A 16,339-nucleotide genomic window follows, 5' to 3' on the forward strand; every position below is an offset into this window, starting at 1 on the left:
GGCTCCGCACCTTTTCCGCCATGGAAAACAAGCCGGGAAGGCATCAGGTGGTCATCGTGGGCGGTGGCTTCGGCGGGCTCCAGGCCGCGCTGAAACTCAAGCGCGCCCCCGTGGAGGTGACGGTGCTCGACCGTTACAACCACCACCTGTTCCAGCCGCTGCTGTACCAGGTGGCCACCGCTGTGCTCAGCCCGGGCGACATCTCCGCGCCCATCCGTCAGATTCTGCGCGGCAGGAACACCACCGTGCTGCTCGCCGAGGTCCAATCCGTCGACCTCGCGCGCAAGGTGGTCGTCTCCGATGGCGGGGAGATTCCCTATGACACGCTGGTGCTCGCCATGGGCGCCACGCACTCGTACTTCGGCCACCCGGAGTGGGCCCGGTTCGCTCCAGGGCTCAAGACGATCGACGACGCCCGGGAGATCCGCGAGCGCGTGCTGCTGGCCCTCGAGGCCGCCGAGCGCGAGACCGACCCCGAGCGCCAGCGCGACTGGCTCACCTTCGTCATCATCGGTGCCGGGCCCACCGGGGTGGAGCTGGCGGGTGCGCTCGCGTACATGACCCGGCACTCGCTGCCCCGCGACTACCGCCGCGTCGACACCTCGAAGGCCCGCGTCCTCCTGCTCGAGGGGCTCCCCCGGGTGCTCAATTCCTTTCCCGAGGAGCTCTCGGCCAGGGCTCGCGAGGACCTGGAGAAGCTCGGCGTGGAGGTGCGCACCGGCACCATGGTGACGGGGGTGGACGAGGAAGGCGTCACCGTGGGCGACACCCGCATCCCAACGCGCACGGTACTCTGGGGCGCCGGAGTGGCCGCGTCCCCGGTGGCCCGGACGCTGGGCGTGCCGCTCGACAAGGCGGGCCGGGTGAAGGTGGAGCCCACGCTGAACATCCCCGGCCATGAGGACGTCTTCGTGATTGGAGACCTCGCCTCGTTGGTGCAGGACGGCAAGCCGGTGCCGGGCATCGCCCCGGCGGCCATGCAGATGGGCCGGCACGTGGCGAAGAACATCCTCCACCGGATCGCCGGCCGTCCGCTGGAGCCGTTCCGCTACCACGACAAGGGCTCCTTCGCCGTCATCGGCCGCGGCTCGGCGATCGGCGTGCTCTACGACAAGGTCCGCTTGAGCGGGAAACCCGCCTGGGCGATGTGGCTCGGCATCCACATCACCTTCCTCGTGGGCTTCCGCAACAAGGTGGCGGTGATGCTCGAATGGGCCTACACCTACCTCACCAAGCGGAGGGACGTGCGCCTCATCACGGGCCTGCACGCCAACAAGCTCCCGCCCATCCATACGGCCAGCCTGCCGGCCACCACCGGCGAGCATGCCCCGGAGCCTCGTGCCGGTCTGACGCAACACGAGCCCGAGCCCTCCCACCTGCACTGAAGCTCCCCGCCGCTCCCTCTCCCTCTGGGAGAGGGCTGGGGTGAGGGTCTACAGGGTGGCCCGGGTCTCTCTGCGTGTGACGGGGTTGCACGGAGAGGCCGAGGGGGAGAGGGGACGTGCACGGAGCCAGAAAGGCGCTACATTCGCCCGCCCGCAGCGGTCGCGAATGATTCGACTCCAAGCCGTCAGCCACCACTTCGGTGAGCGCCCCGTCCTCGAGGGGCTCGACCTCACCCTCTCCGAGCGCCGCATCGCCGTGGTGGGCGGCAATGGTTCCGGAAAGAGCACCTTCGCGCGTCTGCTCAATGGTCTCCTCGTCCCCGAGCGGGGCCAGGTGCTCGTGGAGGGGCTCGACACCCGGAAGGACGCCCGCGCCATCCGCCGCAAGGTGGGCTTCGTCTTCCAGAACCCCGACCATCAGATCGTCCTCCCCACCGTCGAGGAGGATCTCGCCTTCGGGCTGAAGAACCTCAAGCTGCCGCCGGCCGACATCTCCACGCGTGTCACCGCCGTCCTGCGCCGCTATGGCCTGGAGGACTTCCGTCACCACCCGGCCCATCTGCTCAGCGGCGGCCAGAAGCAATTGCTCGCGCTCTCCTCCGTGCTCGTCATGGAGCCGCGCTACATCGTCTTCGACGAGCCCACCACGCTGTTGGATCTCCGCAACAAGCGCCGCCTCGCCCAGGCCATCCACGAGCTGCCCCAGACGGCCATCGTCGTCTCCCACGACCTGGACCTGCTGCGCGACTTCGACCGTGTGCTCGTCTTCGACGCGGGCCGCGTGGTCGTCGATGACGTCCCTTCCGTCGCTCTCGACGCCTACGTCCGGATGATGGCGTGAGCCTCGGCCTCTATCTCCACCGCGTCTCGCCCGTCCATGCTGTCCCCGCGGGCGCCAAGATGCTGGCCCTGCTCGCCGCCGGCACCGGGCTGCTGCTCTTCCCCTCGCTGCCCGTGCTCTCCGGTGCGCTCGTGGCCACGCTCGGCCTCTACGTGCTCGCACGGCTGCGTCCGCGAGAGGTGGCGCCCGTCCTCCGCCTCTCCGCCTTCGTGCTCGTCCCGCTCTTCGCCCTGCATGCCCTGGTGTCTGGCTGGGAGTCCGCGCTGGGGGCCGTGTTGCGGCTCGCCGTCCTGGTGCTGCTCGCCACGCTCGTGTCCCTGACGACGCGGGCCTCGGACATGCTCGATGCGCTGGAGCGGGCGCTGCGTCCCCTGGCCCGCTTCGGGCTCAACCCCGCGCGGCTGGGCCTGCTGCTCTCCCTCACCCTGCGCTTCATCCCCCTGCTCGCCACGTGGCTGCGGGAGATTCAAGAGGCCCAGCGCGTGCGTGGCCTCGACGGGAATCCCGTCGCGGTGCTCGTCCCGCTGCTCGTGAAGACCCTCCGCACCGCCGATACGCTCGCCGACGCCATCGACGCGCGCTGCTTCGACCCCGAGGAACCCTCGTGAAGACCCGAGATCTCGTCCACGTCGCCCTGTTCGCCGCCCTCATGGCCGCGCTCGGGTTGCTGCCTCCGCTGACGCTGCCCTTCATCCCCGTGCCCATCACCGCGCAGACGCTCGGGGTGATGCTCGCCGGCTCCATCCTCGGGGCGCGCAAGGGCTTCCTGTCCCTGCTCCTCTTCCACCTGCTCGTGGCCGCGGGGCTGCCCCTGCTCGCCGGAGGGAACGGCGGGCTCGGCGTGTACGTGGGGCCCACCGGAGGCTTCTTCGTGGGCTTCCTGCCCGCCGCCTTCCTCATCGGCTGGCTCACCGAGCGCGCCTGGTCGCGGCTGTCCGTGCCGCTCGCCTTCGCCATCAACGTGCTCGGCGGCATCTGCGTCCTCTATGCCGTGGGCATCCCCTGGCTCGCCGTGGCCGCGAAGCTGCCGCTGGCCAAGGCCGCGTGGGGCTCGCTCGTTTTCGTCCCCGGGGACTGCGTGAAGGCCGCGCTCGCCGCCTCCGCCGCCGTTACCCTCAAGCGCGCCTGGCCGCTCATCCAGCCGCCCCGGTCCGCCAGCCCCGCCGTGCCGCCTCCGTCCTCGGCGTGAGGGGCTCGTGTTCTCAGGGGATGGGAATGTCTCGTACGCGCGAGGGGCACTGCTAACGTGCCCCGCCTCATTTCATCCCAGGGGAGCCCCGTATGAACACCTTCGCGCGAAGCTCGGCCGTCATGGCCGTGGTCCTGTCGTTCTGTCTCGCCTCTTCCGTCCAGGCCCAGCAGGGCCGGGGCCAGTCCCGCGACGAGGCGAGCCTGCGCAAGCTCGTGGCCGAGCAGAACGAGGCCTGGAACCGTCACGACGCGGCCGCGTGGAGCAAGGACTTCGCTCCGGACGCCGAGTTCATCAACATCGTGGGCACGGCCTTCAGCGGCCGTGAGGAGATCGAGAAGCGGCACGCCCACGTTTTCGCGACCCTCTTCAAGGACAGCCATTCGGAGGTGACGGTGAAGAAGCTCGTCTTCGTCACCCCCGCGGTGGCGATGGTGGACGCCGAGCACGTGGTGACGAAGTACACGGGGCTGCCCCCGGGAGTGCAGGCCACCGAGCCGGGCGTGCTGCGCACCCGTATGCGCTACGTGCTGAAGCTGTCTGGCGGCAAGTGGTTCATCGTCGCGGGTCAGAACACGGACGTGAAGCCGGCCCCGGCCCCCGCCGCGCAGCCGGCTCCGCCCGCGCAGCCCGCCCCCGCGCCCACCGGCCGCTGAGCCAAGACGGCCCTCCGCCCGGGTGCCAATCCCTTTCAGGGAAGTGGGCGAAGCCATCCCCTCTCCCCTCGGGAGAGGGTCAGGGTGAGGGTTGCCGAGCCCGTCCTTCAACCCGTGGCCCTCACTGTGCGCAGGGGGTTCAACCCGGGTTCACTTCGACCTTACCCATTTTTTTGAGCCGCGCCCCCTCGGCCGGGCGCGCCCTGGGGACGTTTCCTTCCTCGCCGGGGCGCCTTGGGCTGCCTCTTCAACCTTGTAGCATGACTGTTAGCACCGAAATGTAAGTGATTGACTTGATGTTCGAGTGTCATTTCTTGCGGCAAGGGCGAGGCATTCTCAGGCAAGCTCTCCAGCAACCGTGGTGAGCTTGCTCCTCCTTCCGTTTCTCTCCAGCTTCGTGCGCCCCCGGCACTCTGCGTGCCGCTGCGAGGCCCGAACGCTTCTCCTGCTGCGCCCGCGCCCCTACGCGCAAAGAGCCTCAATGCTCGCGTTTCGAGCGTCAATGCGCAGCGTCGTGCAGTTGCTCGAGGAAACCGCGTGCGTGGTGTCGGCCACACGGCTTCAGCATCGCGCGCTGATCACTACCCGCCATTGACGTTGAGCACGGCGACCCCATCTTTTGGGACAGCTCGCGCGGCATTACCGAATGAGTGGGGTTGGGACGAAGCGCGCTGAGCTGCAAGCCACGAGAGTTTGCCGCACGGCAAACATGGGCCCGCGGGCCCAACACCCGAGGAGGTGAAGCCGAAGGAGACGGGAAAAGAGAAAGGGCTGAGCCCGCCAAGGCCCAGCCCTCAATCCGGGAGGTGGAGCTGCGCCAACAGCCCTGCCGCCCTCAACTGCTGGAACGGGCTGTGGGCCACGCTCCTGTCCTTGTCAGGGGACACAGGAAACGTAGGCACCTCCGGCGCGTGAGTCCAGCGTCGGGAGAGGTGTGCCTCGCGAGAAGTCGCTCAGAGAGCGTTTCGACGCTTACGTGGAGAAGGTGGGCGGGCGGCTGCACAAGCCGAACCGCCGCTTTCTGCGCGAGGCCCTCTTCGGGCTGGTGGAGAAGAGGAGCGTCCTCCTCTCCCAAATCGGCAGGGCCTTGAAGGAGCCGAGCCGCCTCATCCACACGGAGAAGCGCCTCTCGCGCAACCTCGGCAACGGGCGCTATGACGACGCGACGGTGGAGCAGGACTACCTGCGGCTCGTCGCCCCCATCCTCCGGGACGAGCGCTACCCGCGGCCCACCATCGCCGTGGACATCACCGACATCACCAAGCCACGCGCGAGGAAAATGCCGTACCTGGCCCGAGTCCTTGATGGCTCCACGAAGGAGGTGGGGGAGGGTTACGACATCATCTCCCTCGAGGCCGTGGGTGTGCGTGGGCGGCGTCTGCCGCTGCTGGCCCGGCTCTTCTCGAAGGAGTCGCCCGAGTTCAAGAGTCAGAATGCCACGGTGTTCGACGCCATCGCGACGGTGCGGAAGCACGTACCGGACGACGCTTTCTGGGCCTTCGACAGCGGCTTCGATGGTGGCACCTTCTTCAGGAAGATGGAGGAAATGGGCGTGGACTTCGCCGTGCGGCTGCGCGTTGAGGGCAACAGCCGCACCCTCTTCACTCCCGAGGGGAAGACGAATGTGAAGGGCTTGGTGGAGGGCACGCCGCGCCTGTACTTCCACCGGCCTCGTGGCACGAAGAAGAAGCGGAACTGGCTCCTCCAGGTGGGGTGGGTGAGCAACGTGCACCTTCAGCAGGAGCACCCTTCCTCCTGCAAACAAACGGGCAAACCAGGCGCAAAGCCCTACTCCCTCGTCACCGTCAGCGGTGGCGCGTTGGGGCAGGAGCCGCTCGCCATCCTCACCACGTTGGAGGTGAAGACGAGCGACGACGCACGGCGCGTGGCGGACATCTACCTGGACAGGTGGGGGATTGAGGAGGCCAACCGCTTCACCAAGCAGGGCTTCGACTTGGAGGATGTGCGGGCCCTCACGTGGACGGGGCTCAAGCGCATGGTGCAGCTCGTCCACCTCGCCTACGGCTTTCTCGCGCTGCTGGTACACGGGCCGCGAGCGCAGGTGGAGCGCATCGCCTCCAACTTCAAGGCGTTCGGGCCGGTGCCGGTATACCTCTACTACCGGCTGCTCGAGGGCATCGGGGCTCTGCTCCGGGCCACCATGGACGGCGGCCCATAGGGCCTCACTTGCGCGACTGGAAGAGCTGCGCCACGTCCACGCCGAGGCCCTCGCAGAGGCGTGCGAGCGTGGTCAGGGTCAGATTCACGTCCTCGCCCTCCACTCTCTGGAGGAGGCGCGTAGTCATCTGACACCGGTGCGCGGCTTCCTCCTGCGTCCAGCCTTTCTCCTCACGCAAACGCCGTACGGCCGCCGCCAGCCGCGCCTGTAGGTCGCGGTAGGAGGGGCTCTCGTACTGCTCCGCCCGCTCGGGTCGGCGTGTGCGGGTGCCCACCATCTTGCGGCAGACCGTAGGAGCGCCTACAACGGGCGGGCCACGTCGCTAGCGTCGTGTCTCTAGCGACGTGCGAGTGACGACAACACCCATCCCAGGAGAGCGCGAATGGCGCTGGTGAAGTGCAAGCAGTGCGGTAACGAGGTGGCATCCAACGCGGCGGCGTGCCCGAAATGCGGAGCTCCGCCTCCTCGAGTCGCCTCCACGGGGAGGAAGCTGGCGCTCATCCTCGGGGGCCTCTTCGGACTCTGCGTCATTGGTAACTGCGTGGGCGCGGTGTCGAAGAGAAGGGGTGACAGCAGCTCGTCACCTACCCAGGCGAGCACCAAGTCGGCGGAGCCCGTGAAAATGCTGCACCTCCGCGATCTCCTCGCGGAGTACAAGGACAACGAGATCCGGGCGGACTCAAACTTCAAAGGCCGCATCATCCAGACGGCTGGCTATGTCCGGGATGTGAAGCGGGACATCCTCGGCAAGATTTTTGTGACCGTCGGCACCGGCCAACAACTCGAGATTCCCGTTGTGCAGTGCTCCTTCAGCGAAGCCCACGCCCAGAAGGCGGCGTCCCTCTCCCAAGGCACTCCTGTCGGTATCCGCGGCCGCGTCGAGGGTCTAATGATGAATGTCGTGGTGAAGGACTGCGTGTTCGTGGACTTGTAGTCGGCTTGCTCAAGCGAACTCCAGAAGGCGAGGAGCCGCCTCGGCGCTCAATTCAGGCGGCTACGGAGGGCCAAGACGCTCACGGCCAGCGCCAGACGGCGCTCACCGGCAACTCCCGGTTCAGCACGGCGGCCCCTTCCTTGGAGCCTTCATGCTTGGGCACGCGCCCGTACTTGTCGCCCAGCGCGATGCACACGGGGTACTTCCGTCCATCCGGCAACTCGGCCAACGTGTAGCGGCCCATGACGGCCGGGCGCTTCACATCCGCGGCGACATCGTAGATGCCGGGGCCTGTCCAGAGACGGCCATGTAGCAACGTCCCCTCGGGCAGGTTTCCATCGCCCTCCACGAGGCGGCCGATGACAGGTCCATCCTGGTAGACGCCTACCTCGCTCATGTCGCCGGGTTGGTTGACGTCCACGACGGCCTGAAGAGGGCTGCCCGTCCGAACTTTCAACTCCTCGAACATGGCCTTGGCCGCCTCCCTGGGGCAGTCGGTGGACTCCGGAGGCTTCACCTGGGCGGCGGGGCAGCCAATGCCGGCGGCGGCGCACAGGTAAGCAGCGAGGAAACTCGAGGGGGCGGAGCGAGTGGACACGGCGGGGGTTCCTTTCTCAGGGCTAGACCCAGGCGGCAGCGCCTCGGGTGGGGGCCCGAGTGTGGAGTGCAACAGCCACAAGGCAAGACCCAGCACGGCCAAGCCTGCGACGACCTGGGGCCACCTTGCTGGCCGCGAACCGCCAGGTGCAGTAGGCACCCCCTGAGCCGCCTCAACCTGGTGCTCTTCCTCCTCGGGTGGCGGTGCCTCCTCAACGGCCTCGCGCGCCGGTTCCTGCTGAGGAACTGGCGGTACCTCTACTTCACCGGGCGCTGGTTCCGACAAGCCCTCCTCGAAGACGAAGAGAGGCATCTTCCAGGCGGGGGACGTCCTCACCTTCTCGACGGCCGTCTCCAGAGCATGAAGTACAGCGTCGGTATCCGGGTACCGGTCCTCAGGCCGTTTCTCCAGCAGCTTCAGGGTGATGTCGCTGAGGGCGCGCGGTGCCAAGGGATTGAGGACGTGGGGGGCGGCTGGAGGGACGCTGGCGATGGCGGCCAGCAATTCCTTGTCTGGCAGCTCGGGGTTGAACGGGTGGAGGTCCGTCAGGCCCTGGTAGAGCAGCACCCCCAGTGCGTACAGATCCGCGGCCACCCCGCCCTGGAAGGGCTCGCCCCGCTTCCACGCCTCGGTGCGCGTGTAGGCCAGGAGCTCGGGTGGAACCAAGTGCAGGACACCCTCGGGTAGTCCCAGTGTCTGGGTGAGGGCCCCGGGGAGGCGCGCGGTGCCGAAGTCGATGAGGAAGGGTCTGCCGTCCTTGCGGCGGATGATAATGTTCTCCGCCTTCAAGTCCCGGTGGTACACGCCGCGTGCGTGCAGCACTCCCACGGTGCGCACCACGCTGGAGAAGGTGTCCGTCAGCCCAACGGCGTGAAGCGGCTTCCGCCACCGCCACCGGTGCCAGTCGTCCCCATCCACGAAGTCGGTGACGAGGAAGGGGTAGCCCCGGGTGGGGTTGGGCCAGAAGTCCACCGCGTACACCCTCAGTAAATTGGGGTGGGATGAATAGGTGAAGAGCGCGGAGGCCTCTCGCGCCAGGCGCCGGTAGGCGCTCGTTTCCTCCACGTACTGCGCTTCGGTGAGCTCCTCCGTGGATTGGTTGAGGGGGAGCAGCCCCATTTTCATGGAAAACGGCTGACCATCGCGCTCCACCTTGAAGACGCGGGAGGAGCCACCACGGCCCAGCACCGCGACGATGAGCCAAGGCCCCACCATGTCGCCGGGTTTGAGGTGGTCCGGGTGCAGGGCTTCCGTCGTCATGGGGCCTGCCTCCTAAAGAGCCACTTCGAGGATGGGGAGACGCCGGACGCCGCCCTTGTCCAACAACTCGAGGCGGAAGACCTCGCCCGCCTTCCAGAACGGCGTCTCCGTTTCCACCGTGACGAGACCCTCTTCGCCCGGCGCGAGTTGCGCCTTGTCCATGTCCACGGAGAGCACCTTCACGGCGGTACCGTCTGCGCGGGTGAGCCGCGCCACACCTGGCATCCAGGGGCTTTGTTTTGGGAGGTTGCGCACACGGACGACGGCGAGAGCCCAGCAGCAGGCGCGATACCCCGCTCCGCCCGCCACTCTCAGTCCACTCTGCGCGCCCGCGGGTGCCATGGCGATGCGCCGGGCCTGCACCCCGTCCGGGTCGAGCCGACCGGAAAACACGAGCCCAGCGGGCCCACTCAAGGCTCGGAGCGCCGCGAGTTCCGCTTCCTTCTCCGCCAGCGCTGACTCCAACGCCTCGACGGTGCGCGGGCGGCGCACCACCGTCACCTCCTTGTCTACCAACGTGGGGTGGGAGACGAGGGCGAAGGTGGCATACGCCGGGGAACCAACGTCCTTGTAGCGCACCCGTACGATGAGGCGTTCTTCGGGGGCCATCTCGACGGAGGGCTCAAGCGCAAGAGTATACTCCCCCGGGTCTACCAGCTTGAAGCGCGTCGTACGCCCCTCCACCTCCACAGAGGCCCTTTCGATGGAGGTCCCGAAGCGGACGATGGTGAGGATGTTGGCCGCCACCCGCACCTCTGGCACGGGCTCACCGGGGCCAGGGACGACCACTTGCCGCTCCTGGCGCTCGCGGGCCGGGGGTTGGGTCTGGGCTGCAGGGGGCGTTCCGAGGGACAGAGCGACAAGGACGAGGAGCGGAAGGGGCGGTGGTAGTGCCAGGGTGGTGAACCTCTCCGGTTCACCGTAGCAGATGCTCCACTCCGGCGACTAAGCGACCAAGGACTTGGTGGGCTGCGTGCTTACGGCTCACGTTCCAGAACTGATCCGAACCTCCAGTCCTTCTCGAACCCCTACATGGCGCTGGGTGTACGGACGTTACAGGCAACACTCCCCTCGTCTGGCCCCTCAGGAGAACCCGTGGGCATGTGGCAGGACAGTCCCCACTCCGCCGCACCACCACATTGACACCAGATGTGCGCATTGGCACACATCAACGCACCTTTAACGCCAAATAGCTACTGAACGTCTACTGACGAAAAAAGGGCGACTGTCCTACCAGAGCAAGCGAGCATTTTCAACGTCTCTTTGTGCCGAGCGCGCATTCCGCCCTTATCTTCTGTTAGAGTCAGCTGTAGAGATCTCGACAGGAGATGGCATGCTGGCATCAAATAAAAACATGAAACTCAGGAAATACAGGCTGAGAATCAAAAACCTCAAGAAAGCGCGCATTTGCATGCCAGCTCGCGCCCTGGCGACCATGACTTTAGAGGTTCCGATGTGGACCAACCCTGCATGGGAACGCATCGAGCGTAAAGCGCTTAACGAGCAGGCGGACGTTCGGGTAGACTCCACTAGGCGTGCGCCTACCTCCGCAAGATGAGCTTGCTCGCCTTTTCATCCCGCTAATTGTCGGCGTAGGGCTAAGCGTCCTAGGGTTGCACGACGCAAATACGCCTGAAAAATGGATTTTTTCCGGAGGCGTAGCTCTCTACGTCGCCTTCGTTTTTTGGGAAATTCGTGCAATCGCCTACCTTGAGTCGAGAAAGGTTCGGAAACGATGCCACTTTCTCCTCAAGCGCATCGCAGAGGGTGAAGGCCCTCTGAGTTCGATCCCCTGCCTTCGGATCACCGTTTTCATGCCCGACCGGCAAGACGGTGAGCCTGACCTCGTGCCACTGGTCCGTTACCAGCGCGAAGCGCCTCACGATTATTCTGTGAAGACGCGAGTCCGGTGGCGCACCGACAGTTCGAAGAACATCAAGGAGGCTTGGCATAACCCCAAGCAGTTGCAGTCCTTCACGATCGACCGCTCTAAGGTCAAGCACAAGGACGGATTTCGAGGCATCTTTCAGGCCGAGTTCGGGCTGACTGAGCGAGATGCGAAGCGCCTCAGCGACCACACCTTGATGGAGGTTCAAACCATCGCCGATATCGCCATCAAGGTCCCCTACAGCCCCAATCCCGTCGCGCTTGTGTCCTTCTCATCCACCGCACCACAAGCCTTCGCGGGGCTTTCGAAGGATGCTGTTGGGGAACTCGCCGCCTACCTTGAGATGCTGGCGGCGATGCTGGCGCCGGCCGACTGAGGCTTTGTTACTCCACGCCTGACTCAACCTGCCGCCCTCTGCGGCGCTCTCCTTCATCGATGGGCGAGCGCCGTTTTCTTTGCAGGCTGCAGTTCCGGGGTCTCCGGCGACCATCCTGGTAGGTGCGCCATCGCCAAACCCAACTGGTGCGGAGATTGACGGAGCCCGAGTCCATCTGCGCACTTGCGGTGTTGAGGACTGCTCTCGCCGTGAACGCTCGCCCTTCTCACTCACCGCCCGGGCCTGCGCCCTCGGGCCTCAGAAAAATGGGTAAGGTCGAAGGGTTCACCCGGCACCCTCACCCCGTCCCTCTCCCGAGGGGAGAGGGGAAATTCCACCAGGGAGAAAGGCTACTTCGCCGCGCCCGTCATCGACTCGAGCAGCTTCAGCAGGGCCTTCTTCTCCTCGGCGGTGAGGTCCAGCTTCTTGATGGTGATGGAGACCGTGCCCGCGTAGTTGCCCACCGTCTCGCCGCCCTTGTCGTACAGGTCGATGACGTCCTCGAGCGTCTTCACCTCGCCGGTGTGCATGTACGGCGCCGTGAGCGTCACGTTGCGCAGCGTGGGGGTCTTGTAGGCGCCCTCCAGCTCGGAGGCCTTCTCGCGCAGGTCATTGCGCAGCCTCAGCAGGCGCGAGGACTCCATGCCGCCAGGTGCGTCGCTGTACGGCCCCGCCGAGTTGAAGGTCCACTCGAGCATCGCGCTGGCCGCCACCGCCACGCCGCGCTGGCCGTCGCTCAGGTCCTTCACACCGATGTTGTGGAACTGGTCGTCGCTCAGCATGGGGCCCTTGTGGCACGCGCTGCACTGGGCCTTGCGCACGAAGGTCTTCAGTCCCAGGTATGCCGGGTCCTCCTCCGCCCTGCCGGCCTCCACCGCCTCCAGGAAGCGGCGGACGTCCTGGTCGAACGGGGCGTCGTGGCGGTTGAGGGTGCGCTCGTACGCGGCGATGGCCTTGCCGAAGTGCGCCAGCAACTGGTTGTCGTCGGTCTCCTCCGAGGGCAGCTTGCCGAAGAGGGCGCGGTACTCCTCCGCGTACTCCGCGGACAGCCGGGCGCGCAGGAGGCTGGCGTTGGAGTTCATCTCCACGGGGTTGAGCAGCGGCAGCAGGGCCTGGTTCCACAGCCGGTCCGCGCGCCCGTCCCACATGAACCAGGTGTTGTAGCCCGCGTTCAACACCGTGGGGGGGTTGCGTCCGGTGAGCTTGCCGTCACAGCCCTCGGCCACGGCCGTTTCCACCGAGCGGCCCTCGCCGTCGTGGCAGCTCTTGCAGGAGACGGTGCCGCAGCTGGACAGGCCCGGGTCGTTGAAGAGCCGGTGGCCCAGCGCGGCCGCCGCCGGGTTGTCCCCGTACTTGTTGGTGGGGTCCCTCGGCGGCAGGGGCGAGGGGGTGTGCAGGCTCTGGAGCACCTCGAGCTCGTCCTGGTTGGGGAAGGGCTCTTCCGGAGGCGTGCAGGACAGGCCCAGCGAGCCCACGAGGGCGCTCGCGAGCATCCAGGTGCGCGGGGAGTGACGGCTCATCGGCGGGTCTTCCTTCTCCAGGGGCGGTGCATCCGGCGAGCACTGTAACCCCGGAATATTCCGTAGAGCCATCCTCCTCGGGTGAGGGCGCGGCGCTCCCGAGGTGCGGGGTCAGTCCGCCTCGCCGGTGGCGAAGGAGGCGCCCGCCACCAGCCGGACGGCGGGCACGTCCACGGCGAAGCCCACGCCCGGGCCCCCCAGGAAGTACAGGTCCAACCCCGTCATGGTGTGCTTGCGCACGCCCACCAGCACCTCGGCGCTGGGTTTGCCGCCCTGCACCGGCAGGTTGAGCAGCAGGCTCACCTCGGGCCGGGTGGCGGTGCTGTTCATCCCGCGCGAGGTGATGGTGGCGCCCACGCGCAGCTCGCTGCCCACCACGTCCTGCTCGCGCCCTGACAGGGGCGACAGGTCATACCGGGGACGCAGCAGCGCGCCCAGCTCGAGGCCGAACTGGGCGCCGTCGGACTGCACGCCCATCTGCAGCTTGGGGTTCACCGCGTACACGTCCCTGCCGAGAATCTCCGGCTGGCCCACGGGCAGCGCGGCCGCGAGCTCCACGGCGAGGTTCAGCGGGGCCCCGTGCTTCATCTGCAGGGGCGCCACGCGCACGGACACCCAGGGCTCGTCCAGGCCCTGGCCATTGGGGGCGGGCGTCCGCAGGAAGGGCTGCCCACTCTGGGCGATGATGTAGGGCAGCTGCGCTCCGAGCTGGAGCCAGGGCAACACGCCGACGGCGGCGGTGACGTGCCCGGAGAACTTGCTCTCCACCAGGCCCACCACGTTGAGGCCCGGGGCCCAATCGCGCGAGAAGTTGAGCGGCAGGTGCTCGTAGTGCGCCTGCACCGAGAGGCGGACGACGCCCGGGTCCAGCGTCCGGCCCGTGCCCACCACCAGCGAGCCCAGCCCGGACGTCTCGAATTGCAGGCGTTGCAGGTCGAAGCCCGGCAGCGGGTTGGACGGTTGTGCCACGGCCAGGCCGGGCACGAGCACCGCACAGAGGAGGACGGCGAGTCGGTGGACCATGGAGGCACGCTCCCGCGCGAGAAGGAGAGGACACACCTCACCCGGTCCGATGATTGTGGCCCCCCCCTGGGGCTCATCTTGGAGGAGTCCGCGCGGCCCGCAAGCTTCATCTCCGGCGTTGTGGCCGGAGTGGGGGATTTCCACCAGGGCGAGCCTACCCGTACGCGGGGTGTCTGCGCATTGAGGCGGCGGAAGGCGCCTGTTAGCGTGTGGGGCTCCGAATGAGTGTGCCCCTTCGAAGAGCCGCCCAGGCCACCTGGGTGCTGGCCGTGCTGGTGCTCCTGGGGAGCATCGGCATGTGGCTGTACCAGAATCCCGTCCAGGACGCGGGGGCCGCGCAGCGGCTCGGTGTCCGCTTCCTGGGCCTCGCCGTCACGCCCGCCGTGCTGGGGTGCGTGGGGTTGTGCCTCGCGCTGGGGGCGGTGGGCTCCGCCGTGGATGCGCGCGTCCGCCGCTCGCGCCAGGTGCTCGGGCGCCGGCCGTCGCTCTCGCCGCTGGCGGTGGTGGACGCGGACACGGCGTTCGCCGTGCGCGAGATGCTCGTGGAGCTGCAGGGCGTGCTGCGCGGCTACGTCTCCCGTCCCGAGCCGGACATGATCGCCTTCGTGGACGTGCTGCTGGATGGGGCCGTGCGCGTGGGCGCCAGCGACGTGCACATGCACCCGCTGGAGACGGGCACGCGCCTGGCCTTCCGCGTCCACGGCGTGCTCGAGGAGGTGATGATGATGCCGCGCGAGCACCACCCGCGCCTCATCAACCGCCTCAAGGTGCTGGCCAAGGTGGTGCTCTTCCGCTCGGACCGGCCGCAGGACGGCCACTTCTCCTTCGGCACGCCCGAGGGCCCCGCGGACATCCGCCTGTCGCTGCTGCCCACCAACCACGGCGAGTCCGTGGCGCTGCGCATCGCCCGCAGCACCGTGCGGCTGCCGGAGCTGCCCCGGCTGGGCTTCGCGCCGGAGGTCCTCTCCGCCTACCAGCGCCTGCTGGACGCGCCCCAGGGCATCATCTTCGTGGCGGGTGCCACCGGCGCCGGCAAGACGACGACGCTGTATGCCTCGCTCGGCCACATCAAGCAGACGCGGGGAGACCTGACGCGCATCGCCACCATCGAGGATCCGGTGGAGTACGACGTGCCGCTCTTCTCCCAGACGCAGGTGAACGCCGAGCAGGGCTTCACCTTCGCGCAGGGCCTGCGGTCCGTGCTGCGCCAGGATCCCAACGTCATCATGGTGGGAGAGATTCGCGACGCGGAGACGGCGCGCACCGCCATCCAGGCCGGCCTCAGCGGCCACCTGCTGCTCACCACGGTGCACGCGAGCTCGTCCGCGGGCGCCTTCAACCGGCTCATCGAGATGGGGGTGGAGCCCTTCCTGCTCGCGTCCGCGACGGTGGCCATCATCTCGCAGCGCCTGGTGCGCGCGCTGTGCCCGCACTGCCGCATGGCCGCTCCGGCGGAGATCGACGAGCTGGCGCGGCTGGAGGCGGCGGGCCTGCCCACCACGGGCCCCTTCTACGTGCCGGTGGGCTGCGAGCGGTGTGGCGGCTCGGGCTACCTGGGGCGCGCCGCGCTCTACGAGGTGCTGAAGTTGACGCCGGCCATCCGCGAGTGCGTCAACACCAAGGTGCCCACCTCGCGCATCCAGGACATGGCGGTGTCCGAGGGCATGGTGCCGCTGCTCGCCGCCGGCCTGGCGAAGGTGAATGCCGGAACCACGACGTTGCGTGAGGTCATCCGTGTGGTCGGTTGAGTGCGCTGATACGTGCGAGGTGGCGTCGTGAGTGGCAATACATCCCCCACGCCCGGAAGCGGAGGTGCCGGTGCGGCCCCGGTGCGGCCCGTGCGTCCGGTGGCGCCCGCGGCTCCCCCGGCGCCCCCGGCGGGTCAGGTCTCCCGGCTGGAGGGACTGGCCGCGGGGCTGAAGCTGGCCTCGGCCCTGTGCGCGCTGGTGGCGGTGGGGCTGTTCGTGCGCCCCCTGCTCCAGGGTGAGATGACCACCGGGCCGCGGATGATCACCCTCCAGCCCACCTTCAGCTCGAAGCCGGTGGAGGAGCGCCCCGCGGAGCGCCCCCCGGCGGGGGTCACGGCCCCCAAGGAGTTGCCGCCGGATGCGGCGGTGCGCGAGGAACGCGCCGACTTCGATGGGGCCATCCTGATGGTCGAGTCGGAGCCCTCCGGAGCCACCATCCTGGTGGACGGGAAGGATCAGGGCGAGACGCCCGTGTCGGTGGGGCTCGAGTGCCTGCCGGGGACGCCGGTGCTGGTGGAGTTCTCCCTGCGGGGCCACGAGAAGGCGACGCACCGCACCGTGTGCCCGCATGACGCGCTGGTGAAGGTGACGGCCCGGTTGCGCAAGAGCGCGGGGAAGGCTTCCGGGAAGAAGTGAGGGCGGCGGGGGGCCCCGGACGCCCGGCATCCTGGTAACCTCTCCCGTCATGTCCTCGGGGTGGCGGCGGGAGTGGGGTGGAGTGGACGCGTGCGTGTTCAAGGTG

At 67.8% G+C, this 16,339-nt stretch carries 15 protein-coding genes; 10 read left to right on the plus strand and 5 right to left on the minus strand.

Going from position 1 to position 16,339, the window contains the following annotated elements; translation table 11 throughout:
* Positions 1 to 20: 20 nt before the first annotated feature.
* From BO221_RS37715 to BO221_RS37740, 6 genes are all read left to right on the plus strand, one after another.
* Positions 21 to 1,385, plus strand: a complete 1,365-nt coding sequence (locus BO221_RS37715; RefSeq protein ID WP_083682011.1) for an NAD(P)/FAD-dependent oxidoreductase — start codon at positions 21 to 23, stop codon at positions 1,383 to 1,385.
* Positions 1,386 to 1,551: 166 nt separating this feature from the next.
* Positions 1,552 to 2,226, plus strand: coding sequence for an energy-coupling factor ABC transporter ATP-binding protein (locus tag BO221_RS37720; RefSeq protein WP_073565708.1), 675 nt, complete (start codon positions 1,552 to 1,554; stop codon positions 2,224 to 2,226).
* Positions 2,223 to 2,834, plus strand: a complete 612-nt coding sequence (locus tag BO221_RS37725) for an energy-coupling factor transporter transmembrane protein EcfT (RefSeq protein WP_073565709.1) — start codon at positions 2,223 to 2,225, stop codon at positions 2,832 to 2,834. Before BO221_RS37720 ends, BO221_RS37725 begins: the two co-directional genes overlap by 4 nt.
* Complete coding sequence (locus BO221_RS37730; RefSeq protein ID WP_073565710.1) at positions 2,831 to 3,415, plus strand: biotin transporter BioY; 585 nt, start codon at positions 2,831 to 2,833, stop codon at positions 3,413 to 3,415. The genes BO221_RS37725 and BO221_RS37730 overlap by 4 nt, the downstream gene beginning before the upstream one ends.
* A gap of 92 nt (positions 3,416 to 3,507) precedes the next feature.
* Positions 3,508 to 4,071 carry an SgcJ/EcaC family oxidoreductase gene (locus BO221_RS37735; protein ID WP_073565711.1) on the plus strand — a complete coding sequence of 188 codons (564 nt, stop codon included), beginning with the start codon at positions 3,508 to 3,510 and terminating at the stop codon, positions 4,069 to 4,071.
* 934 nt (positions 4,072 to 5,005) lie between these two features.
* Entirely contained in the window at positions 5,006 to 6,250 is a 1,245-nt protein-coding gene (locus tag BO221_RS37740) for a transposase (protein WP_073565712.1), read from the plus strand.
* Between the two features lie 4 nt (positions 6,251 to 6,254).
* Here BO221_RS37740 and BO221_RS37745 read toward each other — a convergent pair whose 3' ends face one another.
* A complete protein-coding gene (locus BO221_RS37745) occupies positions 6,255 to 6,527 on the minus strand; it encodes a helix-turn-helix domain-containing protein (protein WP_083682012.1) in 273 nt (90 codons plus the stop codon).
* 105 nt (positions 6,528 to 6,632) lie between these two features.
* Between BO221_RS37745 and BO221_RS37750 the strand changes: the two genes are divergently transcribed.
* Positions 6,633 to 7,184 carry a zinc-ribbon domain-containing protein gene (locus BO221_RS37750; RefSeq protein ID WP_073565713.1) on the plus strand — a complete coding sequence of 184 codons (552 nt, stop codon included), beginning with the start codon at positions 6,633 to 6,635 and terminating at the stop codon, positions 7,182 to 7,184.
* Between the two features lie 79 nt (positions 7,185 to 7,263).
* Here BO221_RS37750 and BO221_RS37755 read toward each other — a convergent pair whose 3' ends face one another.
* Both BO221_RS37755 and BO221_RS37760 read right to left on the minus strand, forming a co-directional pair.
* Positions 7,264 to 9,042, minus strand: coding sequence for a serine/threonine-protein kinase (locus tag BO221_RS37755; RefSeq protein ID WP_073565714.1), 1,779 nt, complete (start codon positions 9,040 to 9,042; stop codon positions 7,264 to 7,266).
* A 12-nt stretch (positions 9,043 to 9,054) separates the two neighbouring features.
* A complete protein-coding gene (locus BO221_RS37760; protein ID WP_369865935.1) occupies positions 9,055 to 9,972 on the minus strand; it encodes a DUF2381 family protein in 918 nt (305 codons plus the stop codon).
* Between the two features lie 683 nt (positions 9,973 to 10,655).
* Between BO221_RS37760 and BO221_RS54280 the strand changes: the two genes are divergently transcribed.
* Positions 10,656 to 11,306 (plus strand): hypothetical protein, encoded by a 651-nt coding sequence (locus BO221_RS54280; protein WP_143195918.1) that lies wholly within the window; start codon positions 10,656 to 10,658, stop codon positions 11,304 to 11,306.
* Positions 11,307 to 11,656: 350 nt separating this feature from the next.
* Here BO221_RS54280 and BO221_RS37770 read toward each other — a convergent pair whose 3' ends face one another.
* Entirely contained in the window at positions 11,657 to 12,826 is a 1,170-nt protein-coding gene (locus tag BO221_RS37770; protein ID WP_073565717.1) for a cytochrome-c peroxidase, read from the minus strand.
* 111 nt (positions 12,827 to 12,937) lie between these two features.
* Positions 12,938 to 13,849 carry a flagellar motor protein MotB gene (locus tag BO221_RS37775; protein ID WP_073565718.1) on the minus strand — a complete coding sequence of 304 codons (912 nt, stop codon included), beginning with the start codon at positions 13,847 to 13,849 and terminating at the stop codon, positions 12,938 to 12,940.
* Positions 13,850 to 14,070: 221 nt separating this feature from the next.
* Here BO221_RS37775 and BO221_RS37780 point away from each other — a divergent pair, with 221 nt between their 5' ends.
* Positions 14,071 to 15,597, plus strand: a complete 1,527-nt coding sequence (locus tag BO221_RS37780; protein ID WP_073565719.1) for a GspE/PulE family protein — start codon at positions 14,071 to 14,073, stop codon at positions 15,595 to 15,597.
* 27 nt (positions 15,598 to 15,624) lie between these two features.
* Positions 15,625 to 16,233: a PEGA domain-containing protein gene (locus BO221_RS37785; RefSeq protein ID WP_143195919.1), complete on the plus strand. Its 609-nt coding sequence runs from the start codon at positions 15,625 to 15,627 to the stop codon at positions 16,231 to 16,233.
* Positions 16,234 to 16,339: the final 106 nt, after the last annotated feature.

The sequence above is a fragment of the Archangium sp. Cb G35 genome, assembly GCF_001896145.1.
In the GTDB taxonomy this organism is placed as follows: domain Bacteria; phylum Myxococcota; class Myxococcia; order Myxococcales; family Myxococcaceae; genus Archangium; species Archangium violaceum.

Bases quoted from the DNA above. Each gene is read 5' to 3' on its own strand.
- BO221_RS37715 (WP_083682011.1), top strand. From the start codon at position 21: ATGGAAAACAAGCCGGGAAGGCATCAGGTGGTCATCGTGGGCGGTGGC.
- BO221_RS37720 (WP_073565708.1), top strand. From the start codon at position 1,552: ATGATTCGACTCCAAGCCGTCAGCCACCACTTCGGTGAGCGCCCCGTC.
- BO221_RS37735 (WP_073565711.1), top strand. From the start codon at position 3,508: ATGAACACCTTCGCGCGAAGCTCGGCCGTCATGGCCGTGGTCCTGTCG.
- BO221_RS37745 (WP_083682012.1), bottom strand. From the start codon at position 6,527: ATGGTGGGCACCCGCACACGCCGACCCGAGCGGGCGGAGCAGTACGAG.
- BO221_RS37750 (WP_073565713.1), top strand. From the start codon at position 6,633: ATGGCGCTGGTGAAGTGCAAGCAGTGCGGTAACGAGGTGGCATCCAAC.
- BO221_RS37755 (WP_073565714.1), bottom strand. From the start codon at position 9,042: ATGACGACGGAAGCCCTGCACCCGGACCACCTCAAACCCGGCGACATG.
- BO221_RS37770 (WP_073565717.1), bottom strand. From the start codon at position 12,826: ATGAGCCGTCACTCCCCGCGCACCTGGATGCTCGCGAGCGCCCTCGTG.
- BO221_RS37775 (WP_073565718.1), bottom strand. From the start codon at position 13,849: ATGGTCCACCGACTCGCCGTCCTCCTCTGTGCGGTGCTCGTGCCCGGC.
- BO221_RS37780 (WP_073565719.1), top strand. From the start codon at position 14,071: ATGAGTGTGCCCCTTCGAAGAGCCGCCCAGGCCACCTGGGTGCTGGCC.